At 54.9% G+C, this 24,506-nt stretch carries 18 protein-coding genes and 1 pseudogene; 12 read left to right on the plus strand and 7 right to left on the minus strand.

Annotated features, from left to right (window positions below; all coding sequences use genetic code 11):
* Nucleotides 1–25 precede the first annotated feature (25 nt).
* Nucleotides 26–1,066: a LacI family DNA-binding transcriptional regulator gene (locus tag CWM53_RS11865; protein WP_074385780.1), complete on the minus strand. Its 1,041-nt coding sequence runs from the start codon at nt 1,064–1,066 to the stop codon at nt 26–28.
* A 399-nt stretch (nt 1,067–1,465) separates the two neighbouring features.
* Here CWM53_RS11865 and CWM53_RS11870 point away from each other — a divergent pair, with 399 nt between their 5' ends.
* Together CWM53_RS11870 and CWM53_RS11875 are read left to right on the plus strand one after the other, a co-directional pair.
* Nucleotides 1,466–2,722, plus strand: coding sequence for a sensor domain-containing diguanylate cyclase (locus CWM53_RS11870; RefSeq protein ID WP_100729645.1), 1,257 nt, complete (start codon nt 1,466–1,468; stop codon nt 2,720–2,722).
* Nucleotides 2,723–2,846: 124 nt separating this feature from the next.
* Nucleotides 2,847–3,788 carry a hypothetical protein gene (locus CWM53_RS11875; RefSeq protein ID WP_074385782.1) on the plus strand — a complete coding sequence of 314 codons (942 nt, stop codon included), beginning with the start codon at nt 2,847–2,849 and terminating at the stop codon, nt 3,786–3,788.
* 109 nt (nt 3,789–3,897) lie between these two features.
* On the opposite strand, the gene guaD is transcribed toward CWM53_RS11875, so the two are convergent.
* A complete protein-coding gene (gene guaD / locus CWM53_RS11880; protein WP_100630515.1) occupies nt 3,898–5,208 on the minus strand; it encodes a guanine deaminase in 1,311 nt (436 codons plus the stop codon).
* 101 nt (nt 5,209–5,309) lie between these two features.
* Nucleotides 5,310–6,806 carry an NCS1 family nucleobase:cation symporter-1 gene (locus CWM53_RS11885; RefSeq protein ID WP_100675555.1) on the minus strand — a complete coding sequence of 499 codons (1,497 nt, stop codon included), beginning with the start codon at nt 6,804–6,806 and terminating at the stop codon, nt 5,310–5,312.
* A gap of 144 nt (nt 6,807–6,950) precedes the next feature.
* Between CWM53_RS11885 and CWM53_RS11890 the strand changes: the two genes are divergently transcribed.
* From CWM53_RS11890 to puuE, 3 genes and pseudogenes are all read left to right on the plus strand, one after another.
* Nucleotides 6,951–7,667 carry a GntR family transcriptional regulator gene (locus CWM53_RS11890; RefSeq protein ID WP_002905523.1) on the plus strand — a complete coding sequence of 239 codons (717 nt, stop codon included), beginning with the start codon at nt 6,951–6,953 and terminating at the stop codon, nt 7,665–7,667.
* A pseudogene (locus CWM53_RS11895) lies at nt 7,667–8,535 on the plus strand (aspartate/glutamate racemase family protein); the annotation flags it as partial. The gene CWM53_RS11890 and the pseudogene CWM53_RS11895, both read left to right, overlap by 1 nt.
* Nucleotides 8,423–9,355, plus strand: coding sequence for an allantoinase PuuE (gene puuE / locus CWM53_RS11900; RefSeq protein WP_074385786.1), 933 nt, complete (start codon nt 8,423–8,425; stop codon nt 9,353–9,355). The pseudogene CWM53_RS11895 and the gene puuE, both read left to right, overlap by 113 nt.
* Before the next feature lie 185 nt (nt 9,356–9,540).
* Here the strand turns inward: puuE and CWM53_RS11905 are convergent, their stop codons facing one another.
* Nucleotides 9,541–10,122, minus strand: a complete 582-nt coding sequence (locus tag CWM53_RS11905; protein WP_074385787.1) for a hypothetical protein — start codon at nt 10,120–10,122, stop codon at nt 9,541–9,543.
* 165 nt (nt 10,123–10,287) lie between these two features.
* On the opposite strand from CWM53_RS11905, the gene CWM53_RS11910 reads away from it, so the two are divergent.
* The 7 genes from CWM53_RS11910 (at nt 10,288) to CWM53_RS11945 (ending at nt 21,322) form a co-directional block, all read left to right on the plus strand.
* Nucleotides 10,288–10,824, plus strand: coding sequence for a dihydrofolate reductase family protein (locus CWM53_RS11910; protein ID WP_100729646.1), 537 nt, complete (start codon nt 10,288–10,290; stop codon nt 10,822–10,824).
* A 248-nt stretch (nt 10,825–11,072) separates the two neighbouring features.
* Nucleotides 11,073–11,297 carry a hypothetical protein gene (locus tag CWM53_RS11915; RefSeq protein WP_100729647.1) on the plus strand — a complete coding sequence of 75 codons (225 nt, stop codon included), beginning with the start codon at nt 11,073–11,075 and terminating at the stop codon, nt 11,295–11,297.
* Between the two features lie 833 nt (nt 11,298–12,130).
* Nucleotides 12,131–13,582, plus strand: a complete 1,452-nt coding sequence (locus CWM53_RS11925; protein ID WP_074386186.1) for a circularly permuted type 2 ATP-grasp protein — start codon at nt 12,131–12,133, stop codon at nt 13,580–13,582.
* A gap of 5 nt (nt 13,583–13,587) precedes the next feature.
* Entirely contained in the window at nt 13,588–14,532 is a 945-nt protein-coding gene (locus CWM53_RS11930; protein WP_061156364.1) for an alpha-E domain-containing protein, read from the plus strand.
* Nucleotides 14,529–17,873: a DUF2126 domain-containing protein gene (locus tag CWM53_RS11935; protein ID WP_100630505.1), complete on the plus strand. Its 3,345-nt coding sequence runs from the start codon at nt 14,529–14,531 to the stop codon at nt 17,871–17,873. Before CWM53_RS11930 ends, CWM53_RS11935 begins: the two co-directional genes overlap by 4 nt.
* A 159-nt stretch (nt 17,874–18,032) precedes the next feature.
* Nucleotides 18,033–20,444 (plus strand): circularly permuted type 2 ATP-grasp protein, encoded by a 2,412-nt coding sequence (locus tag CWM53_RS11940; RefSeq protein WP_206053094.1) that lies wholly within the window; start codon nt 18,033–18,035, stop codon nt 20,442–20,444.
* Nucleotides 20,441–21,322 (plus strand): transglutaminase family protein, encoded by an 882-nt coding sequence (locus CWM53_RS11945; protein ID WP_074385792.1) that lies wholly within the window; start codon nt 20,441–20,443, stop codon nt 21,320–21,322. The genes CWM53_RS11940 and CWM53_RS11945 overlap by 4 nt, the downstream gene beginning before the upstream one ends.
* Nucleotides 21,323–21,382: 60 nt before the next feature.
* Here CWM53_RS11945 and CWM53_RS11950 read toward each other — a convergent pair whose 3' ends face one another.
* From CWM53_RS11950 to CWM53_RS11960, 3 genes are read right to left on the minus strand one after another with little or no spacing between them, the layout of a single operon-like run.
* A complete protein-coding gene (locus tag CWM53_RS11950; protein ID WP_061154520.1) occupies nt 21,383–22,144 on the minus strand; it encodes an amino acid ABC transporter ATP-binding protein in 762 nt (253 codons plus the stop codon).
* Between the two features lie 8 nt (nt 22,145–22,152).
* Nucleotides 22,153–23,253: an amino acid ABC transporter permease gene (locus tag CWM53_RS11955; protein ID WP_074385793.1), complete on the minus strand. Its 1,101-nt coding sequence runs from the start codon at nt 23,251–23,253 to the stop codon at nt 22,153–22,155.
* A gap of 15 nt (nt 23,254–23,268) precedes the next feature.
* A complete protein-coding gene (locus CWM53_RS11960) occupies nt 23,269–24,447 on the minus strand; it encodes an amino acid ABC transporter permease (protein ID WP_100729649.1) in 1,179 nt (392 codons plus the stop codon).
* Between the last annotated feature and the right edge of the window lie 59 nt (nt 24,448–24,506).

Genomic DNA, 24,506 nt, shown 5'->3' on the forward strand with positions numbered 1-24,506 from the left:
CCCCGGCGGCGGCGGGGCCGGGAATTTACATATTTTCTTTGGTGATGATATCGAAAGGCTGAGGGAGAGAAATCACCTCGCTGTGCGAGCGAGAAACCGCGTCCGTTATGGTGCGTAGCGTGGCAGCGGCAAACGCCTCCAGCCGGTGGTTAAGCATGATGTCGATGGTGCCATCGATCAGCGCCAGTTCACTGTCGTTTAGCGGGCCGTGGCAGACCAGGGTGATCGCCTGCTGACGGCCGCTGTCGCGCAGCGCCTCGACAATGCCTTCGACGCCGCCGCAGGGGGCATAGATCGCCTGCAGGGCCGGGTACTGACTCAGCATCTGCTCCGTCACGGTCCTGGCGATATCCGCCCGTTCATGGCTGCGAACCGGCTCCAGGATCTGCTGCCCCATGCCTTGTTCACGCAGGCAGGAGCGGAAGCTGATCTCACAGCTTTCCTGACAGGTAAAACGATTGTCGCCAATGATAATGCCAATTTCACCATTCCCGCGGCATAAGCGCTCGATAAACCAGGCGGCGGTGCGCCCGGCTTTTTGATTATCGAGGCCGATATATCCGCTGCGCTGGGGGACCGACAGATCCGAAAGCAGGGTGAACACGCGAACGCCGCGGGCGGCAGCCCGGGCGACTGCGTGGCGAATCAGCGGGTGATCCAGCGCCACCAGGCCTAACACGTCCACCTCGTCACTTAGCCGGTGAATGGCCTGAGCCATCGCTTCCACCGCATCGATGGCAAAATGCAGTATCACCGGCGCCTGGCCTGCCGGTAGCCATGGGGCGGCCTCGCGCGTCAGCGCTCGGGCCAGCGGCAGGTAGAAGGAGTGGGTCTCTTGCAGCAGGATAAACCCCATTCTGACCGTGACCGGCGCTTTACCCGCTGCCAGACGATAGTGGGGTTGCTCGAGGGTAAACCCCAGCCGTCGTGCCGCCTCCAGTACACTGAATGCCGTGGACTCCTTCACCGCCGCACGCTTGTTCAGCACCCGGTCGACGGTGGCAATACCGACTTTGGCTTCACGAGCGATATCGGCAAGCGTGATTTTGGTAGCGTTTTTTTTCACTGTGATGGCCGTTTGTGATGAGAGTTATGATAGAAACTATCACGATTAGTCTGGGCATAAAAGCCGCAACGCGGGCGTCCTGGACAAAGCCAATACGCAGCCAACCGGGGGTAAGACCGATATACATACTCTGTGATCAAAAGCGACTACCAGTTCTGGTATTGCTGCTATGCTGTTGAAATAGAATTAATAAAAAAGACATTTTCGCATCCAGTCGGTTAAACCACGCGCAAAGTCGCCTCGGGTGGGCGTTGCTGCGTGCAGAACCGACTATACTTGCCGCGCATGCGCGTACTTAAGGTTTTTCGGTTTCTTTTTGCTATCACTTTATACCAGCGTCAGAGCCGCTCATCGTTGTGCGTTGCTCCGGCGCCGGGAATTGGTCGGTTTGGGGCCTGTATGTTATTAAAAGAACTGGCTGTTTTTGATGTATTAAGTACCCCGATATGGGTAGTCCATCCTTTTAATGAAAGTGTGGTCTATGCCAATCAGGCTTCCCGGACGTTGAGCGGCGATATGTCGCTGAAGGAGATGCGTAACGGTATCTATTCGACCTGTCCTGAAACACAGTTACAACATTATCTTCGCTATCTCGATACGATGACCGAGATATTTGAAGTCTGGACGCTACAGACTGAGAAGGGCCTGCAGTCGGTGTATTGTAAAACCACCCTGGTTGAGACTGACGACAGCGGTACCTTACTGCTGTTTGAAGCCGTGAAGCTGCTGGCGCAAAATCAATCCATTCACACCGGCTCCCGCCGCTACCAGCGGCGCAACAATGGCTTTTTTGCCCGCTTTTTTATGACCAATACCGCGCCGATGCTATTGATCGATCCCAATAAGGATGGTCGAATTGTCGATGCCAATATTGCGGCGCTGCGTTTTTATCATTATTCCGATGAGGAAATGCGCAATAAACATACCTGGCAAATTAATACCCTTGGTCGGGACGTGATCCCCATCATGAATAATATTGCCAATATGCCAGGCGGGCATAAACCGCTTAATTTTACGCATATTTTAGCCGACGGTACGCTGCGCCATGTCCAAACCTACGCCGGGCCCGTAGTGCTTTATAATATTCGACTGATGTTGTGTATTATTCACGATATCACCGAGGAAGTGCATCTGAAAAAAGAGCTGGAATTTTCTGCCGCCCACGATCCCCTCACCGGATTGCTTAATCGCCGCGAATTTTATCGCCTCGTCGAGGCACCGTCATTTATCGCGCAAGGGTTTTGTCTGCTGTTAATCGACATCGATCATTTCAAGAGCATTAATGATATTCACGGTCATCAAAAAGGGGATGAAGTCCTGCTGGTGATCTCGCGCATTCTGGAAACATCGGTTGATCGTGAAGATAAAATTTATCGCTGGGGGGGAGAAGAGTTTCTGCTCTTTTTACCCCATTCGCCGATAGCGCGCGCCCTGATACTGGCGGAAGGGATCCGCCAGGCGGTCAGCGAGTATCAGACGCTGTCGGTGACGGTGAGCATCGGCGTGGCCGAACACCATGACGGGGAAGCGATTGATCAGCTTTTTTCCCGCGTCGATAAAGCGCTGTATGTGGCCAAAAATGATGGGCGCAACCGGGTCTCGCGCATGCCGTTTGAAAATGTGGAACTGCTGCACAGCCGCGGAGGCGCGGCCTGACCAGCCCAATGCTTTTTCTCCCCGCCGGACGCGCAGGCTGACTCACCGACTATACTGAGTGAACGCCAGCCTGCTGATTTGGGTGGCAATATTGTTAGCCTGTCGCTGAGGTGGCAAACGACATATGGTGCGTCTTCTCGTTCTCCTGTCGGTACTTTCGCTTTCCGCGCCAGCGACGCTGGCGGCGAACGGCCACGCCATCAAACAGCGTGCCGATGCCGTATTGACCCTGATGAGCTATACCGTTGTCCCTGACGTGACCGCCAGCGATCTCAACATTGGTTCCGGCAGCAACGACAAGCATAATCTGGCCATCACCCAGTTTGGCGGCGGGGCAACCCTCAGCGAGTCGTTCCCGCTGTATCTTGAAGGTACGATGGGTTACAGCCGTTACGACCCGCGCTTTGTGGTCAGCAATGGCGAACAGACGCGGAATGTGCCGACCAAATGGAACAGTCTGACCACCACCGGCGGTGTCGGCTGGGATTTTTCGCTGCACCGGGACAGCCTCGGAGGCAACCTGGTGTTGCGGCCGATCGTCAATGTGATGCTCGGTACCCTGGCCAGCGATGCGCGCCTCGGCAGTTGGGCAATCGAGCGAAAAACCAACGCCGATCTGCAATTCCTCGACGGCGGTCGGTTCAATGCCTGGGGGCTCGGCGGGGCGTTGATGCTGGATTACGAACGCTTTTCCGCCACCCAGGATATTGATGCCGAACTGCGTTACTCCTATATGCATCTGCAAAGTTTCGGCAGTAGCGCTGAGGTGGTGCAGGGAGAGGCCAGCGCGGAGAATCTCGGCTTGTATCTGCGCCGCCGCGCGCCGATAGCGGACTGGACGCTGTTGGGTAACCCGCTGCGTTACGTTCTGGAGGGGGCGCATACCGAATTTCTCGGCGACCAGCGAGGGGCGCTGGGCTTTACCGGTTTGACCTCCCTGGGGATTGGCCTCGAGCTGGACAGCAGTAAATACCCGGTCTTTATCACTCGCACCCGGCTGGTGGCGCGCTATATGTTCGGCAATAACACCACAGGCTATGGTGTAGGACTGGCAATGAGTTTTTGATGACCTCAAATCTGGTGCCGGACAGTTCCCTGGCTCTCAGGGAGGGGGCCTGAGTCGCAACGATTATCGGACGATGCCCTCTCCCTTTAGGAGAGGGCCAGGGTGAGGGTCAATCCTGACACCACACCCGCTCGCCATTCACCCACGTCTCGCTGATATTGCGTTCATCTCCCAGGGTCATCAGCACGAACAACTGCTCATAAATGTCATGGCAGCGGCCTGTGCGCAGACGCTGCAGCGGGGTGACCGCCGGGTCAATCACCACAAAATCTGCCTCTTTGCCCGGCTGAAAATTGCCAATTTTCTCCTCCAGCCGCAGGGCGCGCGCCCCGCCGAGGGTGGCGTGATAGAAGGCCTCGCTGGCGCGCAGGCGATAGCTCTGCAGTTGTCCTACCTTGTAGGCCTCACCCAGCGTGCGCAGCATGCTGAAGGTGGTGCCAGCCCCGACGTCGCTGCCGATGCCCATCCGCACCTGGTGCTGCCAGCAGGCGGGCAGGCGGAACAGCCCGCTGCCGAGAAACAGATTCGAGGTCGGACAGAAGGCGACGGCGGATCCGGTGTCATGCAGGCACTGCCACTCGGCATCATCGAGATGGATCCCGTGAGCAAAAACGCTGCGTTCGCCGGTGAGCTGATAGTGATGATAGACATCCAGATAGTGCTCATGCTCAGGCCACAGCTGTTTAACCCAGGCGATCTCCTCGCGGTTTTCACTGAGATGTGTCTGCAGCCAGGTGTCGGGAAACTCAGTCCGCAGGCGCTGCACGGCCTCCAGCAACGCCGGTGTCGAGGTAGGGGCAAAGCGCGGGGTGATGGCATAGCCCAGCCTCCCGCGCTGATGCCAGCGGAGGATCAACTCCCGGGTCTGCTCGTAGCTCTCCCCGGCGGTTTCGCACAGATAATCCGGCACATGGCGATCCATCATCACTTTTCCGGCGATCAGCCGCATATTCAGACGCAGCGCTTCGCTGAACAGCGCCTCGGCCGAAGCCGGGTGCAAGGTACAAAACACCAGCGCGGTGGTGGTGCCATGGCTAATCAGCTGGTTAACAAAAAACTGCGCTATCTCCTGCGCATAATCCGCATCGGCAAACTGGCTTTCCACCGGGAAGGTGTAGGTGGTGAGCCACTCCAGCAGCTGTTCGCCAAAGGCGCCGATCATTTCAGTCTGCGGATAGTGAATGTGGGTATCGACAAAACCGGGCAACAGCAGCTTGCCTCGCTGGTCGACATAGCCCTTCAGCGGATGCAGAAAGGCTTCTCCTTCCTGCCATGGCAGCAGCGCGATAATTTTCCCATCCTGCAAGAACAACAGGCCATCATCGAGATAGCGGGCCTGGGCGGCCACCTCATCCGGGGTCTCTGCTACGCCGGCGATATCAAAAAATGCACCGCGCACCGCGGTCTGGTAATCCATCATCGAACCTGCCTTCTCTTAACGCTCCGGGAATAGTGATAAATAGCAAGATTGGTGCCAGTTTGCAGACTGCCGCGGCCAGACGCCGCGGCAGGTGGTGAGGGTTACTCTTTTTGCGCTACCGCGCCGGAACGGAAGGATGCTGTCGCCTGCACTTCACGCTCGTCGCGGGCCAGCCAGCGGTAGAGGGTGCCACCGAGGAAGACCCCAATAAACCAGCTGAAGTTCGCCACTTCATGCAGGGCCGGAATAAAGCTGATGATTAGCCCCAGGGCCACTGTCGGCAGCAGGGCGGTAATCGCTTTCGGGTTAAAGCCGTTGCGGTACCAGTATTTACCCTTCGGCGTATCGTTAAACAGATCGTCCACCGACACCCGGCCGCGTTTGATGAGATAGAAGTCGGCGATCAGGATGCCAAACAGCGGGCCAATAAAGGCACCCAGTACGTCGAGGGTATAGTGGATCAGTTCCGGAGAGTTAAACAGGTTCCACGGCGTCAGGAGTATCGAGCCCACCGCGGCAATCATCCCGCCGGTACGGAAGCTGATTTTCTGTGGCGCGCAATTGGAAAAATCGAAGGCCGGAGAGACGAAGTTAGCCACGATATTAATGCCGATGGTGGCGGTAATCATGGTCAGCAGGCCAATGGCCACCGCCAGATCGTTACCCACGCGGCTGACGGTTTCGATCGGGTCAGTGATCATTTTGCCGAACAGCGACTGGGTGCCGGAGACAATCACCACGGTCACCACCGAGAACAGCAGGAAGTTAAACGGCAGCCCCCAGCGGTTACCGCGGCGGATCTCGCCCATGCTTTTGCCGTAGCGGGAAAAGTCACCGAAGTTGAGCAGCGGTCCGGAGAAGTAGGAGACCACCAGCGCCGTGGCGGTGATCATCTGCCAGGTCTGCTCGCCGGCGCTCAGGGATTTGCTGGCGAGGGTAAAGGAGATCCCGTCCAGACCGGTCTTGTATACAATCCAGCCGGCCAGCGCCAGCATCACCACATAAACCGCCGGACCGGCGATATCGATAAAGCGTTTGATGGCGTTCATGCCATGCCAGAACACCATCGCCTGCAGCAGCCACATGGTGGCGAAGCACAACCAGCCGAGCGTCGACAGCCCGAGAAAGCTGCTGCTGGTCAGCGAGGCAAGGGAGGGCCAGAACTTGAGCAGGACCAGCATCAGGGCGTTAGCCGCCAGATAGGTCTGAATACCGTACCAGGCAAACGCGATCAGCCCGCGGATCACCGCCGGGATATTGGCGCCGAAGACGCCAAACGCCTGACGGCAGATAACGGCGTATGGCACCCCGGCCATCTGGCTCGGCTTCGCCACCAGGTTAGCGCACAGCTGCACAATACAGATGCCGACCAGCAGGCAGAGCAGAACCTGCCAGCTGGCCAGTCCAAGCGTAAAGAAGCTCGCCGCTACTACGTAGCCGCCCATGCTGTGCACGTCCGACATCCAGAATGAAAAAATATTGTACCAGCTCCAGTTCTGGTCGCGGGTGGGCGCCAGATCGTCATTACATAGCCGCGGACTGTAGCTGGCGGCCGCCTCGTGAGTCTTCTTCTGCTGCGTGTGGGATGAATGTGGCATGAAACCTGCTCCTCTGAATGAAAACCCTTTGATATGGATTGCTGAGGCTATTGCAGGATCCAGGCCAGAATGATGAATCTTGTATACAAAAAATAAATTTTATGTATACGATCTGCTATCGATAAGTGAAACCGGAGTGGGTTAATGAATAATGAACATCGTCTCCAGGCCGCGCCAGCGCTGCAGGACAAGGACGAAAGCATTTACCAGGCGCTGATGACGGCCATCGTCGAACATCAGTTGCCGCCGGGCAGCAAACTGCCGGAAGAGGCGCTGGCGGAGGTATTCGCCGTGAGCCGCACCGGCATCAGAAAGGTGCTGCAACGACTCGCCGCTGTGCAACTGGTCACGTTGACGCCCAAACGTGGTGCACATGTCACCAGCCCCAGCGTGGAAGAGTCCCAGGCGATCTTTCGCACCCGGGCGCTGCTTGAGGTCGCCAATTTGCCCGATGTGATCGCGCGCTGTCAGCCGCCGCATCTGGCGGCGCTGGAGAACATTATTCAGCGTGAACAGCAGGCGCATGAGGCGCATGACGGCCCGGCGGCGATCCGCCACTCCGCTGACTTTCATATTCAGCTGCAGGCCATCTCCGGTAACCCGGTGCTCACCGAGATGGTGACCCGCCTCAGCCAGCGCTCCTCTTTAGTGATTGCCGCCTGGGGCGCCCCCTGGCGACAGGGCTGTCGCTGCGACGATCACCAGCAGCTGGTGGGTTTGCTGCGGGATAAAGCCCTGCAGCCACTTAGCGAGGCGCTGATGCACCATTTTGATCATATTGTCGCCAGCTTGTGTTTCGAGCGCGATGGCGTCAGCCTGCCCGATTTTTCCCGGTTGTTCGCCGGCCACAAGGAGTCGTGATGTCTGCCATATGTATACAAGTGATCAACCCCAATACCAGCCTGGCGATGACCGAAACGATAGGCGCCGCCGCGCGTGCGGTCGCCGCGCCGGGTACCGAGATCCTTGCGGTCTGTCCCCACGCCGGGGTACCGTCCATTGAAGGCCACTTTGACGAGGCCATCGCGGCGGTCGGCGTGCTGGAGCAGATCAAGGCCGGACGCGAGCAGGGGGTGGACGGGCATGTGATCGCCTGCTTCGGTGACCCGGGGCTGCTGGCGGCGCGGGAGCTGGCGCAAGGGCCGGTGATCGGCATTGCGGAAGCGGCGATGCATATGGCGACGATGGTCGCCACCCGTTTCTCCATTGTGACCACGCTGCCGCGCACGCTGATCATCGCCCGTCATTTGCTGCACCAGTACGGATTTCATCAACACTGCGCGGCGCTACACGCCATTGATTTGCCGGTGCTGGCGCTGGAAGACGGCAGCGGCCTGGCGCAGGAGAAAGTGCGTGAGCGCTGCATTCGCGCGCTGAAAGAGGATGGTAGCGGGGCGATTGTCCTTGGCTGCGGTGGGATGGCGACCCTGGCGCAGGAGCTGACCCACGAGCTGCGGGTGCCAGTGATCGATGGCGTCAGCGCGGCGGTGAAGATGGTGGAGTCACTGGTCGCGCTGGGCCTGGCGACCAGCAAGCACGGGGACTTAGCGTTCCCGGAGAAAAAAGCGTTAAGCGGACAGTTTCAGTCGTTAAATCCATTTTAAAAGGGGCAGGAGATGGGAGAGAACCAGGAGCACTATCCTCGCGATCTGCGAGGTTATGCAGGGCAGCCGCCGCACGCGCGCTGGCCGGGTGGGGCGCGGATCGCGGTGCAGTTCGTCCTCAACTACGAGGAAGGCGCTGAGAATCACGTCCTGCATGGCGATGCGGGTTCGGAACAGTTCCTGTCCGATATTATCGGCGCCGCCAGCTACCCGGCACGCCATATGTCGATGGATTCACTCTATGAGTACGGCAGCCGGGCAGGGTTCTGGCGCATCCATCGTGAGTTCAGCCAGCGCGGGCTGCCGTTGACCGTTTTCGGCGTGGCGATGGCGCTGGCGCGGCACCCGGAGATTGTGGCGGCGATCAAGGCCGCGGATTACGATGTGGTCAGCCACGGCTGGCGCTGGATCCACTATCAGCACATGGATATTACTGAGGAGCGCGAGCATCTGCAAAAAGCGGTGCAGGTGCTGACCGACCTGTTCGGCAAACCGCCTACCGGCTGGTATACCGGCCGCGACAGCCCCAACACCCGCCAGCTGGTGGTGGAGCACGGCGGCTTTGACTACGACAGCGATTATTATGGCGATGATTTACCTTTCTGGAGCGAAGTGGCCTGCAGCGACGGCAGCCAGCGGCCACACCTGATCGTGCCTTATACCCTCGACGCCAACGACATGCGCTTCGCCACCGCCCAGGGATTCAACACCGCGGAGCAGTTTTATACCTATCTGAAAGACAGCTTTGACGTGCTGTACGCCGAGGGTGAAACCGCGCCGAAGATGATGTCCGTGGGGATGCACTGCCGGCTGCTGGGCCGCCCGGGCCGTTTCCGCGCGCTGCAGCGTTTCCTTGACTATATCCAGCAGCACGACAAGGTGTGGGTCTGCACCCGGCAGCAGATCGCCGACCACTGGCGCGAAACCCATCCGTATCGCGGGTAGCTTGCTGCCTCTCATCTGGCCCTCTCCCCAGGGAGAGGGTACCGCCAGATAGTGTATGTTGCATTGACATACCCTGAGAGGCTGGCGGCTGTGTACCAGGAGGGCATGTGGTAAACTCAGGCGTAACAATGTCCAGAGGAATACCTTTAACCCAGGTGGACCTCATTTCCTTGCGACTGTCTTTGTTATCGAATAACGGACTTAACAGCCATAAGGGTCCTTTTTCGAATCCATCCACTGCCTGCCCGTATTGCCAGCCAGTAAGCCGTCATTTTCAGCAGAGTCGCTCTATCCGGACAGTAAATAAACGTTTCAGTTTGCAGCTCATGTTGCCCTTCATTCACTGTTTTTACTCGGTAGCGCAGTAAGAGCTTCGCGCTGCCCGGCATCACAGGCGCCAGATAAGCTTCAGTATTCGGCACGTTTTCCAGGCCGAAGTCCGCACGCCAGAATTGTCCGCGCAATCCGTAGCAGAGCTCGGATGCTGACTTTTCCAGAAGGGTAAAACTGTCCAGGCCAAAGCGGCTAACCGGCAGGGGGTATTTATTGCGCCGAAATTTTTGCGGAAATTGTCGTACAGACATCAATAACCGGATAACGGCGTCCTGCTGAATATCGAATGTCGCTATTAACGGCAGGATTTTTTCAGGCGAGTACGTCCTGATGATCGTCTGGTGTTTTTCATGGAACTGAAACTGTGGCAAGAAAACGGGTATATCCTGCCATTGAGCAAGTGCTCTGCTGGTAACGAATCCCGGGTTCAGCATGTTATTTCCTTATTATCCTTCAAGCCCAACCAGAGTAACAGATGCTTCACGGCAAACAAGAACCGCACAGCATCCGGTGATGACATTGTGATAGGTTACTTTATGGGGAGCAGCTAACATCGCTTAATTCAACGGCATATACACAAGCTGAATACGGAGCACTTGATGGTCACCACACATGTTTTTATCGCGGTCAGTCTTGATGGATACATCGCCCGGCAGGATGGCGATATTGACTGGCTGTTGCAGCGCGATGACCCGACAGAAGATCATGGCTATGCAGCATTCATCGCGGACAAAGATTGGATCGTTATGGGGCGAGGTACCTATGAGAAGGCGCTTACCTTTGACGAATGGCCTTATGATCGACCCGTACTGGTTCTCTCCCGACAGCTAACCGATACCTCCGTGCCCAACGCGTTGAAGGACAAAGTGCAAATCTCATGCCGCACGCCAAGGGAGGTGCTTGCTGACCTGACAGTAGAGAACGCGCGTCGCGTCTATTTAGATGGCGGGCAGGTCATACAGTCGTTCCTGCGCGAGGGGCTGGTCGCCGATATCGTTATCACGACCATTCCTGTCCTGCTTGGCTCGGGAAAACCGTTGTTCGGATCCCTGACCAGGGATATCGATTTGACGCTGTTATCAAACCGCAGCTTTCCTTCGGGTCTGGTGCAGTCGCACTATCGGGTGACGTCATAAACTGCCTATAAACATAGCGGTGTGCTACGCAAAAGCGAGAGTACCATCCTGCCGCCAGCGGTACTCTATTATATAGGGCATTCACTTCATCTCTGGTGGGCTTTAGCAGGGGAGCAACCTGCTATAGACAGATTCACCGCTACATCCACCGGAATGAAAACGAATTTTACCCCTACATTTAGTGATGGCTACCTACAGATGGTTCGTCTATTCTGCCTGTATTAACGACCAGGCCGGAGTCACGCTTTGTGGATAATCCCATTATTCTGAAAACCATCGTTAGCTTTATTCTCATTCTGTGGGTAATCGATGTATTCAGGACCAGGAAAAGAAAACGTTTTGATCCCGCTATTGAAGCCGCTGATGCCAGAGAACGCCATCAATGGCGCTATTTCAGATGGGCGTTCCGGATCATACAAGTGGTAGCGGGAGTGTATGTCTTCGTGCAGCTGATTCAGGTTTTACTGAGATAGATTCTACAGCCAGGTACGACTGGACAGAACATCCTGGTGAGCAGAATAACGCAAGTGCATTGTTCTGTGGCGGCGCGCAGAAACTTCTGCCGCCGATGAAGATGTGCTCATGGTTCAAATCCTTGCAATTGAAAAACAGGGTGCGCCGCCATCATTCGGCACCCGATACAGGCGAGACATGCGCGCGCAAGCGAAGCTGACCCGTGGTGCGCTCCAGGGAGAAAGAATGCCGCTCTCATCAATGAAGGAGGGTAAGTTAAGCAATAACCAGAGAGTAAACGTCTTGCACCGAAAGTAACCTATCGTATGGTGCAGGGCTAATCTGAAGCTTCGTTGAATAGAAGAAATGCAACGCCTCATTTTGGTGCTTTACGGTATCTCTCCTGCATCATGATGATCCATGCTCCATAGTAAATTACCATTACGCATCATGTTATCTTATTGATAATAAATGAATAAATTAATGGCACGCTTTGTGCTTAAATTAATGTGAAAGCTTAAAAATTTAACTCCATGAACAAGTGATAATAACCTGTAGCTTGCATTGTCAGTACCGATGCGATGGGCCAAAAAATGATTTTCAATGCGATCATAATTTAACTCGCAACCGATTAAACGTTCACATTGACGATGATGGCCAAGGGGAGGTGACGGTACACAATATAACCATCAATACTAAATCAAAAATTCATGCAGAGATTTTTTATAAAATGACTCTGTGTTGCAAATAATAACTCCTCCTGTGTTTTGAGAAACGAAAGCTTTGAAGCTTTGTTCTGTGAAAGTAAAGTCTATACTGCCCAGGTCGGCGATTTAACAAGGATACAATGCTGATGCATAAACTCATAAAAAATTACGAAGCCGACATCTTTTTCGATGAGCTGATCGACCATGAGGGCAATCCACGTTTTTCCGCACAACGTCTGATTCAATGCCTTGATTCTCTTCCGCCGGATGAACTGGAGAAACGTCGTCTGACGGCAGAGGCGACAATTCAGGAAATGGGGATTAGTTTTACGGTATATACCGATAAAGGAAATATCGACAGGATTTGGCCATTCGATATTATTCCACGCATTATTGATGCCAGAGACTGGGCAATAGCGGAAACAGGCCTGAAGCAACGTCTTACCGCTCTGAACCGCTTTATCGATGACCTGTATAATGAACAAAACTGCATCAAAGATGGCATTATTCCTGAATATATTATTAAGGAATCTAAAAATTTCCGTCCTGAGTGTGTTGGCATGAAGCCACCGTATGGCGTATGGGCGCATATTTGCGGTACCGATTTAGTCCGGGATGAAACCGGGCAATTCTACGTCCTGGAAGATAACCTGCGGGTGCCTTCTGGCGTCTCCTATATGCTGGAAAACCGCGCCATTACCAAGCGCGTCCTGCCAGAACTGTTTGAAAGTGACGAGATCAAACCGATTGATGCTTATCCGGCACAGCTGCTGGAAACCCTGACGGCCCTGTCGCCGCGGCAGATTGAACGCCCGGAGATCGTGGTGCTGACACCGGGTATTTATAACTCCGCCTACTTCGAGCATGCCTTCCTGGCTCAGCAAATGGGGGTGGAACTTGTCGAGGGCGCCGATCTGTTTGTCGGCGACGACGACTGCGTCTACACCAAAACGATCTATGGCCCGGAGCGGGTGGACGTCATTTACCGGCGCATTGACGACATGTTCCTCGATCCGGAAGTCTTCGAGCCTGAGTCGGTTCTTGGCGTGCCTGGCCTGATGCGGGCCTGGAAAGCCGGAAATGTCGCGCTGGCTAATGCGCCGGGTGCCGGAGTGGCGGACGACAAGGTGGTCTATGCATATGTTCCGGACCTGATTCGCTACTATCTTGACGAAGAACCCATTCTCCCGAATGTCGAAACCTTCCTTTGCCAGAACGATGACGACCGCGAATACGTACTGCAGAATCTGAATAAGCTGGTGGTGAAACCGGCTAATGAATCAGGTGGTTACGGTATGTTGGTCGGGCCGCATTCAACCAAAAAAGAGCAGCAGATATTTGCCAAACTGATCCAGGAAAATCCCCGTAATTATATTGCTCAGCCGACACTGAAGCTCTCCACCGCACCGGCGCTCATCGCCAAAGATTATCTCGAGCCGCGCCACCTTGATTTACGTCCATTTATTTTGCAAAGCAAAGAGACTTACGTGACGACCGGCGGCCTGACGCGGGTGGCGATGAAAAAAGGTTCGTTAGTGGTGAACTCATCGCAGGGCGGTGGCAGTAAGGATACCTGGATCGTGGAGAGCAAACGATAATGAATATGCTATCAAGAGTTGCGGCACGCCTGTACTGGAGCGCGCGTTATCTGGAACGCGTGGAGAATATCGCACGGTTAGTCAGCGTGTATGACGATCTGCTTTACGATCTGCCACGCGATATTGCGGTTTCCTGGTATAACCTGATTGAAATTAACAGCGGTGTCGTCTTGTTTAACCAGCGCTATAAGATTAAAGACGAACGTAATGTTCTGAAATTTCTGCTGGCTGACGAGAGCAACCCAGATTCACTGCTGTCGTCATTAAAAATGGTCCGTGAAAATATCCGGACCAGCCGCGATGTGGTGCCGGGCGAAATGTGGGAGCTGATTAATGAGCTGGATCTCTATGCCCGCCAGAATATCCGCCTCGGTATCAACCGTTCTGAACGGCATACCTACCTTAATACCATCATAGAAGGATGTCAGAAAATTGTTGGTTTACTGACCGGTTCGATGAGTCGTGATGCCGGCTGGTATTTTCTGAACATGGGGCGCTATCTCGAGCGCGCCGATATGAATACACGCATTCTTGACGCCGCGAATTCCCTGATGATGCAGGCGCGTGAGGAAGAGAGCATTAAGTTAGGCCAGGTCGTGTGGTCGAAGGTACTGAAATCACAAAGCGCCTATCTCAGCTTTCGCCGGGTGATGCGCTGCTCTATTAAAGGCTCGCTGGTGGTCACTTTGCTCCTTACGGACAGGCATTTCCCCCGTTCGCAGCGCTTTTGTCTGGAGCAGATCAAACTGGCCGCCGCTGAGCTGCCGCGGGCATCAGCCGTTTCTGTGCACATCGACAGCCTGCTGCTTGCGACCCGGGGCGTTGAACACTCTCACGATCTGAACCGAGAGTTCAGCCTCTATCTTAATGAAATCCAGCTCAGCCTGATTGCGCTTCATCATCTGATTACCGACAACTGGTTTCATTTCCTGCAAGGAGATGCCGTATGACCATCCGGGTAGCGATTCAACATAAAACGACCTATGACTTCGATCGTTTGATCAACGTGGCGCCACATATTTTGCGTCTGCGGCCTGCGCCACATTCACGTACGCATATCCATGGCTACTCCCTGAAAGTGACGCCAGAGGACCATTTTATTAACTGGCAGCAGGATCCCTTCGGTAACTATCAGGCACGTCTGGTGTTTCCTGAAAAAGTGAAGCGCCTGGAGTTTGCGGTGGAGGTGATCGCGGATATGACCGTGATCAACCCGTTTGATTTCTTTATCGAAGAGTATGCCGAGAATTTCCCCTTTGCCTATGATGCCTTGATGCAAGAAGAACTCGCGCCTTATCTCAAGGTCACCGAGCAGTGTCCTGAGCTGGAGGCGTGGCTGGCAAGCGTTGATTGTGAGGAAATGGTGCCTATCGTCACCTTCCTCGTGCAGCTCAATAGCCGACTGGCCAACGAAATTGACTACGGTATTCGCCTTGAACCCGGCGTGCAGAGTTGTCAGGAGACGCTGACATTAAAAAAAGGCTCGTGCCGGGATACCTCATGGTTGCTGGTACAGATACTGCGTAATCTGGGGCTGGCCGCGCGCTTTGCCTCTGGCTATCTGGTGCAGCTCACCGCCGATGTGAAAGCGCTTGATGGCCCCTCAGGCCCGGAACAGGATTTCACCGATCTGCACGCCTGGTGCGAGGTCTATTTACCCGGCGCCGGGTGGGTGGGGCTCGACCCGACCAGCGGTCTGTTCGCGGGCGAAGGGCATATTCCTTTAGCCTGTACGGCTGACCCGCAGTCTGCGGCGCCGATTACCGGCGCAACCGACCCGTGCGAATGCGAGTTTAGCTATTCCAATATTGTCACCCGCATCCATGAAGATCCGCGGGTCACACGGCCTTATAGCGAAGACGAGTGGCTTAACATCAATGCACTGGGGCGCGCTGTTGACGCCGAACTGCAATCTAACGATGTGCGACTGACAATGGGGGGCGAACCGACGTTTATCTCCATTGACGATATGGATTCCGCACAGTGGAATACCGATGCGCTGGGTAAAGATAAATTACGCCTCGCGAAAGATCTGTTACTGCGCTTAAAAACGCAGTTTAGTCGCGGCGGATTGCTGCATTATGGTCAGGGAAAATGGTATCCGGGCGAAGAGGTTCCGCGTTGGGCGCTTGGATGCTTCTGGCGTACCGATGGCGAGGCGTTGTGGCACGACCAGGCGCTCCTGGCCCGTGTCGATCGGGATTATGGCCACACCCTTAGCGACGCGGAACGATTTGGTGAGGCTCTATGCCGGCAGTTAGGCGTTGCCGCCCGCTATTTACAACCCGCTTATGAAGATTCGCTCTACTATCTGTGGCTGGAGCGTTCTCTCCCTGAGGGGGTCGATCCGAGGACCGCAAATCTGAATCATGACCTCGAACGGCGGAGACTGGCGAGTTTGCTTAGCCGCGGGATGGAAAACCCCACGGGCTACATCCTGCCTGTCGAATTCGATGGCGCATGCTGGCAAAGTAGCCCCTGGCCAATGCGTGCCGGGCTGATTACACTGATCCCCGGTGATAGCGCGATGGGCTACCGTCTGCCGCTCAATTCGCTGCCGCCATTAGCCGACGATGAGATCGTCGTCGAACGAGATCCTTTTGAACCTCGCGAACCCCTTCCGGTCTTTGCTATGGGGGGAGAGACGGCCCCTGTTCGTGCCCGGCAGACCTTACAGCAACAAAAAATGGTCGCCAACGGCACTAAAAGCGTGGTCCGTACCGCACTGTGCTTCGAACCGCGAGAGGGCAAGCTGCATCTGTTCCTGCCCCCGGTAACCCACCTCGAGAATTATGTGGCCCTGGTGCATGCCATCGAGGAGGCGGCCAGTGAACTGCAGCTTCCGGTGGTGATTGAAGGTTATGAGCCGCCAAAAGATCCTCGCTTGCAAAAGCTGTTATTGACCCCCGATCCGGGGGTTATCGAGGTCAATATTCACCCGGCCAGCCACTGGGATGAATTGGTGCATAATATTGAAACACTCTACGAGCAGGCGCACCAGGCAAGGCTGGGGGCCGAGAAGTTTATGCTTGATGGTCGGCACACCGGCACCGGAGGGGGAAACCATGTCACTTTGGGCGGGAGTACGCCAGCCGACAGTCCGGTACTTCGACGTCCCGATCTCCTGCGTAGCCTGGTGACCTACTGGCAACATCACCCCGGTCTTTCCTACTTATTCTCCGGTATGTTTATTGGACCAACCAGTCAGGCTCCGCGCCCGGATGAAGGGCGCGATGAAGCCCTCTATGAAATGGAAATTGCCTTCCAGAATATGCCGGAAGGGCTGGTTGATACGCCATGGCTGGTGGACAGACTGATGCGCAATCTGCTGGTGGATGTCACCGGCAATACCCATCGTTCAGAATTCTGCATTGACAAACTCTATGCGGCAGGCAGCAGTAGTGGTCGCCTGGGGCTGCTGGAGTTCCGCGGTTTCGAAATGCCCCCTCACGCTCGCATGTCGCTGGTGCAATTACTGCTCCTCCGGTGTCTGGTGGCGCGTTTCTGGAAAGAGCCGTATCACCAGCCGCTGGTCCGCTGGGGGACACAGCTGCACGATAAATTTATGTTGCCGCATTTTGTCTGGCAGGATGTGAAAGAGGTGGTGGATGATCTGCAGCGTCATGGTTATCCCTTCAAACTGGCGTGGCTGTTGCCGTTTGAAGAGTTCCGTTTCCCACACTATGGCCGTCAGCAAATCGATGATATTGAGCTGGAGCTGCGCTGGGCCATCGAACCGTGGCATGTTCTGGGTGAGGAAGTGACGCTGTCCGGGACGTCGCGCTATGTTGACTCCTCCGTCGAACGTATACAGGTGCGCCTGTCGGGTTTAACCGAAGGGCGCTACGTGCTGGCGTGTAATGGCCGCCGCGTGCCGCTGCGGGCTACCGGAAGACAAGGAGAGATGGTGGGGGCGGTACGTTATCGGGCGTGGGCGCCACCGTCAGCGCTGCATCCGACGATTGGGGTAAATACCCCGTTAGTGTTTGATTTGATTGATACCTGGAATGGTCTTTCCATCGGCGGCTGCACCTATCGCGTCAGCCACCCTGGCGGACGTAACTATGAGACGCGACCGGTTAACAGCAACGAAGCCGAAGCCAGGCGTGTCAATCGCTTCTGGGATCATGGTTTTACCCAAGGTACATTGATCCCCCCACCGGCATTCAGCGCGCTAAGGACCTTCTATGAGCATGAGCAGGTACCACGCCCGATGGCTCCGCCTGCAGAGGAACCTGGTGATGAATACCCACATACTCTGGACCTTCGCAGGAAGTATACTAGGATTTAGTTTTGAGCCGGGTAATCAGAATACATGACTGCTTCTTTTTCTGAATCAATCGCGCCGGCCTGTGAGCCGGCTTCTTTCTCTGTCGAGAACGCGTCGACAGCAATTTATAACGAGGCCTGCGATCTGACGAACATCCTCCGCCCACACTGGACGGAGGTGATGAACAGCGTCAGTGAGATGGGTGTGGAAGGGATGGAAAACCGTCTTCGCCAGGCACAGCGTATTTTGCGTGATGATGGCGCCACCTATAACCTTAATGGTGATCCGCTTTCGCCAAACGTCTGGTCGCTGGATATCATTCCCACTCTGTTGGCGGAGGGGGAATGGGCAACCGTGGAACGTGGGCTGGCTCAGCGTTCGCTGCTATTCGATCTGATGCTTAAAGACCTCTATGGTGAACAGCGCCTGCTGAAAGAGGGGATCATCCCGTCAGAAATTGTCTTCTCTCACCCAGGTTTTCTGCGTCAATGCCACGGTATTCGTTTGCCTGGGGCTCACAATCTGATCTTCCATGCTGTCGATTTGGTTCGCGGTGGGAATGGACAGTTTGTGGCGATTGGCGATCGCACTCAGGCCCCGAGTGGTACTGGCTATGTTCTGGAAAACCGAATCGCTGTTTCCCGCGTACTGCCATCGTTGTTTCGTAACAGTCATGTCCGGCGACTTTCCGGTTTCTTTCATGCGCTGCGGCATACGCTGGCCAGCCTTGCCAGCCACAAAACCGATACCCCGCGGATCGTCGTCCTCACTCCCGGCGCCTACAGCAGTACCTATTTTGAGCACGCTTATCTGGCAAACTATCTCGGCTTTCAGCTGGTGCAGGGAGGCGACCTGACCGTGCGTAACGGCAGAGTATGGTTGAAATCCCTGAATGGCTTGTCGGAAGTGGATGTGATTTTGCGCCGGATGGATGATACCTACTGCGATCAGACAGAACTCCGTTCCGACTCTCGCCTGGGGGTACCCGGGCTGCTTGAAGTGGTGCGCAACGGTAACGTCGTGCTGGCTAACCCACTGGGCTCAGGGGTCCTTGAAGCTCCGGCGTTGCTGGCGTTTATGCCTGAAATAAGTCAGTTTTTGCTGGGTGAACCGCTGTTGATCCCCACGGTGAAGACCTGGTGGTGTGGCCGGGCGGAGGACCGCGACTTTGTGATCCACCACCTTGATCAACTGATCATCAAACCGTCTTATCGGAGTTTTGATAGCAAAAGTATCTATGGCCATAGTCTGGATGACGCAGGCCGCAAGCTCATTCTTCAGCAAATTACTGCTAGTCCGCACAGCTACGTGGCTCAGGCCTATATTCCGGGTTCACGTGTTCCGGTGTGGGCTAACCAGCAAATTGAGTATCGCCCCACGATTTTCCGTGCTTTCACCGTTGCCGCACCGGAAGGATACTGCGTCATGCCAGGAACGTTGTCGCGGGTAGCAGAGTCTGCAGATGATTTTATTGTCAGCGACTTATCCGGCGCGCGGAGTAAAGATACGTGGATACTTGGTGAAAGCTTCGATACCGCGCAGCCACTTCTGACAGACTCGATTCCCCGCGATGAGGGAAATTTGCCCAGCCGGGTGATAGAAAACCTGTTCTGGTTCGGCCGCTATGCGGAACGCGCGGAAATGAGCCTGCGCCTGATACGTATTCTGTTCAAACAGCTTAATGGCGTTGAGCAATTTATGCCTGAAAGTCGCGAAATTCTGCTGGGGGCATTATCAGCGCTCACCGGGACATTTCCTGAAAGCGACGCTGTCGGCGACCAGAATCATGAACTGTCTTCACTGGTTTGTGATGGCCAACGTGCGGGATCGATAAAATTTAATATCCTCAACATGCTGGCCTGCGGTGAGCAGGTGAAAGAGATGCTATCGGCCGATACTCGCATAATCATCAATGAATTACGTGATTATATTCGGACGGTGGAAGTCGCCTATCAAGACGGGCTGCCGGAGTTGCCGGAGGAGTCGCTGGATAATCTGGTCACCTCTTTACTGGCCCTGTCCGGACTGAGTCATGAGAGCATGCTGCGGGGCATGGACTGGCGGTTCCAGGAGATTGGTCGCCGCGCTGAACGGGCGCGTCTGACCGCCATTCTGCTGAAACATACCTTAACCCGCGCCGTTCCTGGTTTGCAGCAACAGCAAATTTTAGAATCGGTACTGATGAGCGTCGAGGCGTTAATTTCCTTTCGACGACGTTACCGGGGGCAGATGAATATCATTTCCGGTCTGGATTTATTGATGCTGGATGGGACGAACCCGCGTTCATTGATTTACCAGGTTGATCGGTTGCGTAAATATCTCCTCGATTTGCCGCGCCTGGAGGGACAAACCTCCAGCCTGACATCTGATATGCGACCGGTGATGAAATCACTCACGGATATTCAACTCGCCGATCTTGATCTACTGGCACAGGTTGATGAACAAACCGGACTGCGGGAACAACTGGATACGATAATGACGCAGATAATCAGCCAGCTGGAGCAATTCACCACCTTGCTGAGCGACAAATATTTCGACCATGCCAATGGACCGCAGCAACTGATTAACACCCAGTGGAAGACCGACTTATGAAATACCGGGTACGACATCTTACAAAGTACCAGTACAATTCTCCGGTGACGTTATGCTACAACATGACGCACCTGTTGCCGCGAAATACCGCGAATCAGCACTGCCTGCAACGGCGGATCATCGTAACGCCGATGCCGGTTTATCAGAACGAAGGCTGTGATTATTTCGGCAATTTGACGTTTTATTTTTCGATCCAGGTCCCGCACGACACCCTGACCATTGAGATGGAAAGTGAGCTTGATATTGACGAAATCAACCACGCGGACCTGCTGAATAGCCACTCTCTGACCTGTGGAGAGTATCGGCAGCGATTACATGAGTCCGGCACGCCGGAGCTGCGGATGGCGAAAGAGTATTTGCTCGATTCCAGTTTAATTCGCCGTTCTCAGCAACTGGCTTCCTACGTGGCGGATATTTTTCACGATGATGCCCCGGTCATTCAGGCGGCGGCGGCATTGACCCATCGTATTTTTGAGGAGTTTACCTTCGATCCGATTGCGACCAGTGTCAGCACCCCGCCAGAGCAGGTCTTACAGGAAAAGCGGGGCGTCTGTCAGGATTTTGCCCATCTGGCGATCGCCTGCCTGCGTTCCGTCGGCTTACCCGCTCGCTATATCAGCGGCTATATTGAAACGCTACCGCCCGAGGGGCAGGAAAAATTAGTCGGGACCGATGCGTCGCATGCGTGGTTTGCCATTTTTATCCCGGATGCAGGCTGGCTGGAGTTTGATCCGACTAACGATCTCATGCCTCAGGGACAACATATTGTGACGGCGTGGGGCAGGGATTACGCCGATGTTGCCCCATTGCAGGGGGTTATTTTTGATGGCGGAGCCACGCTGGCCCTTGAAGTTGCGGTCGATGTACAGCGCGGCTGAGCACTAATATTTCCCCCTCAGCGAGAGCGGAGGGGGAAAATTGGAAGTAACCCTGGGCGTTTAGTGTATAACCTGCGACAAAAACGTACGGGTACGTTCTGATTTTGGATGGGAGAAAAATTCCTGTGGCGGCGCCTGTTCGACAATCTCACCGCGGTCCATGAAGATCACCCGATCGGCCACCGTACGGGCAAAACCCATTTCATGCGTGACGCACAACATAGTCATACCATCTTCCGCCAGGCCAATCATTGTATCGAGCACTTCTTTGACCATCTCCGGATCAAGTGCTGAGGTAGGCTCATCGAACAACATGATTTTGGGTTTCATGCACAAAGAACGGGCGATCGCCACACGTTGCTGTTGACCCCCCGACAGCTGCCCGGGAAATTTATGCGCATGTTCCGCAATACGGACACGTTGCAGATAGTGCATTGCCAGCGCTTCCGCTTCTTTAGCCGGCATCTTCCGTACCCAGGTCGGCGCCAGGGTACAGTTCTGCAAAACGGTCAGGTGGGGGAACAGATTAAAGTGTTGAAATACCATGCCGACTTCAGTGCGTACACGTTCTATGTTGCGGACATCATCGTTCAGATGAATGCCATCAACGACGATCCGCCCTTGCTGGTGTTCTTCCAGGTGGTTGATGCAACGAATCGTGGTCGACTTACCCGATCCTGAAGGCCCGCAAAGAACAATGCGTTCACGAGGTTTCACCTGCAGGTTAATATCTTTCAAAACGTGAAACTGACCGTACCATTTATTCACATTTTCGAGCGTAATCATCATGGCGTCAGCAGAATTAATCATAGTATGTGTCATGTAAAACCTCAGTGCGATTTGCGCCCGGTGTGAAAGCGCTTTTCCAGATACTGGCTGTAGCGCGACATGCTAAAACAGAAAATCCAATAGACGAGGGCTGCGAAAACATACCCCTCTGTCGACATACCCAGCCAGGCAGGATCTACCGTTGCCTGCTGTACGCTACTGAACAGATCGAACAGTCCAATGATGATCACCAGACTGGTGTCTTTAAATAGCGCGATAATCGTGTTTACCAGCCCCGGGATGGTGAGCTTGAGCGCCTGGGGGAGAATAACCAGAACCTGCGTTTTCCAGTAGCCCAGCGCCAGCGATTCCGCCGCTTCATACTGTCCTTTGGGAAGCGCCTGTAGCCCCCCACGCACGACTTCGGCAATGTAGGCCGACTGGAACAGAATCACCCCGACCAGAGCGCGCACCAGCTTATCGATAGTGCTCCCTTCGGCCATAAACAGCGGCAGCATCACCGATGACATAAACAGCACGGTAATCAGCGGCACGCCTCGCCAGAATTCAATAAAGATGACCGACAAGGTACGAACCACCGGCATCGTTGACCGCCGTCCCAGCGCCAGTAAAATCCCCAATGGCAACGCGCCGGCAATCCCGACAGAGGCGATAATTAATGTCAGCGTCAGGCCCCCCCACTGGCGGGTTTCAACACGTTCGAGGCCGAAAAACCCGCCGTACATCAGGAACCAGACCATAAGAGGATAGATCACGGCCCAACAGGCGATATAACGGCCCCGGCGCGGCATCGACTTGATAAACATCGGGATAATCGACAGCACGCCGATTATCAGCGCGAGATTAATGCGCCAGCGCAGTTCATGCGGATACAGCCCATACATAAACTGGCCAAAGCGTGCATGGATGAACACCCAGCAGGCGCCTTCTTTGGTACAGTCGGCACGGGTGGTGCCCATCCAGTTAGCCTGAAATACCAGCCAGTTTAGCGCTGGCGGTATAATGTTGCAGATAATCCACAGGCACAACAGTGTCAGCAGCGTATTGAACCCGCTGGAGAACAGATTTTTACGTGCCCAGCGCCAGGCTTTGCGCACCGGGCTGGTGGGGACTGGCGGTGTTTCATGTGTGGTAGCAAACATAGTCATTCCGTTCTCTTAACGCTCAACCAGCGCAATTTTGCGGTTGTAGAGGTTCATCAGCAGCGAAATCATCAGACTGATAACCAGGTATACTGCCATGGTGATGGCAATCGTCTCGATAGCCTGACCTGTCTGATTCAGTACCGTACCGGCAAACAGCGAGACCATATCCGGGTAGCCGATCGCAGCCGCCAGTGAGGAGTTTTTTACAATGTTGAGGTACTGACTGGTCAGCGGGGGAATGATGACCCGCATCGCCTGCGGGATAATCACCTGCCGCATCGTTACGGGATTCGGCAAACCCAGCGAACGGGCCGCTTCATTCTGTCCATGTGGAACAGACTGGATACCGGAACGAATGACTTCGGCAATAAATGAAGAGGTGTAGATCGACAGCGCCAACGTCAACGACGCCAGCTCCGGTATCATGACGAATCCGCCACGGAAGTTAAACCCGCGCAGCTGTGGGATATCCCAGTGAGTGGCGGCGCCAAACAGGATATGGGCAATCAGCGGGAAGAGAACGATCATTGCCGCCGCAATCGGCCATGTTCGCCGTAACTGGCCGGTTTTCAACTGATGTTGACGGTTGTAATGCCGTAAACCGACGCTACCAGCGATCGCCAAAACCAGCGCAATAACGAACGGCCAGCTGCCAGGTGCGTAGGTAGGCCAGGGGATGTACAGACCGCGGTTGCTGACAAATGCCAGGTCGAATGCGCTCAATGCTTCTCGCGGACCAGGTAAATTACGCAGCACGGCGAAGTACCAGAAGAAAATTTGCAACAATGGCGGAATATTACGGAATGTTTCGATGTAGATGGTCGATAGCCTTCGCAGCAACCAGTTATCCGATAGCCGCGCGAGGCCGATGAAGAACCCAAGAACAGAAGCGAACACAATGCACAGCGCGGAAACCAGCAGGGTGTTGGTTAACCCCACGAGAAAGACGCGAGCATAGGTATCGCCTTCCGTATAATCAATCAGATGCTGGACGATACCGAAACCGGCGCTTCGCTCAAGAAAACCAAAACCAGAGGTAATACCGCGATTGGCAAGGTTGATCACCGTGTTGTGGATCAGATATCCCACAATAGCAAGCACGGCTATGATGGCGGCCATCTGGTAAAGCCAGGCGCGAACCGTGGGGTTACCGAACGAAAAATCCCTTTTCACGGTTGGGCGTTGAGACATGTTGAAACCTCATTAAAAAAAGCGCATCGGCTACCCCCCGCGAGGGGCGGTAGCCGTCT

It is taken from the genome of Klebsiella sp. A-Nf5 (genome assembly GCF_002810545.1).
Taxonomy (GTDB): domain Bacteria; phylum Pseudomonadota; class Gammaproteobacteria; order Enterobacterales; family Enterobacteriaceae; genus Klebsiella; species Klebsiella variicola.

Coding starts and splice junctions, on each gene's coding strand:
- CWM53_RS11870 (WP_100729645.1), top strand. CDS start 1,466: ATGTTATTAAAAGAACTGGCTGTTTTTGATGTATTAAGTACCCCGATA.
- CWM53_RS11875 (WP_074385782.1), top strand. CDS start 2,847: ATGGTGCGTCTTCTCGTTCTCCTGTCGGTACTTTCGCTTTCCGCGCCA.
- guaD (WP_100630515.1), bottom strand. CDS start 5,208: ATGATGGATTACCAGACCGCGGTGCGCGGTGCATTTTTTGATATCGCC.
- CWM53_RS11885 (WP_100675555.1), bottom strand. CDS start 6,806: ATGCCACATTCATCCCACACGCAGCAGAAGAAGACTCACGAGGCGGCC.
- CWM53_RS11890 (WP_002905523.1), top strand. CDS start 6,951: ATGAATAATGAACATCGTCTCCAGGCCGCGCCAGCGCTGCAGGACAAG.
- puuE (WP_074385786.1), top strand. CDS start 8,423: ATGGGAGAGAACCAGGAGCACTATCCTCGCGATCTGCGAGGTTATGCA.
- CWM53_RS11905 (WP_074385787.1), bottom strand. CDS start 10,122: ATGCTGAACCCGGGATTCGTTACCAGCAGAGCACTTGCTCAATGGCAG.
- CWM53_RS11910 (WP_100729646.1), top strand. CDS start 10,288: ATGGTCACCACACATGTTTTTATCGCGGTCAGTCTTGATGGATACATC.
- CWM53_RS11925 (WP_074386186.1), top strand. CDS start 12,131: ATGCATAAACTCATAAAAAATTACGAAGCCGACATCTTTTTCGATGAG.
- CWM53_RS11930 (WP_061156364.1), top strand. CDS start 13,588: ATGCTATCAAGAGTTGCGGCACGCCTGTACTGGAGCGCGCGTTATCTG.
- CWM53_RS11935 (WP_100630505.1), top strand. CDS start 14,529: ATGACCATCCGGGTAGCGATTCAACATAAAACGACCTATGACTTCGAT.
- CWM53_RS11940 (WP_206053094.1), top strand. CDS start 18,033: ATGAACAGCGTCAGTGAGATGGGTGTGGAAGGGATGGAAAACCGTCTT.
- CWM53_RS11945 (WP_074385792.1), top strand. CDS start 20,441: ATGAAATACCGGGTACGACATCTTACAAAGTACCAGTACAATTCTCCG.
- CWM53_RS11950 (WP_061154520.1), bottom strand. CDS start 22,144: ATGACACATACTATGATTAATTCTGCTGACGCCATGATGATTACGCTC.
- CWM53_RS11955 (WP_074385793.1), bottom strand. CDS start 23,253: ATGTTTGCTACCACACATGAAACACCGCCAGTCCCCACCAGCCCGGTG.
- CWM53_RS11960 (WP_100729649.1), bottom strand. CDS start 24,447: ATGTCTCAACGCCCAACCGTGAAAAGGGATTTTTCGTTCGGTAACCCC.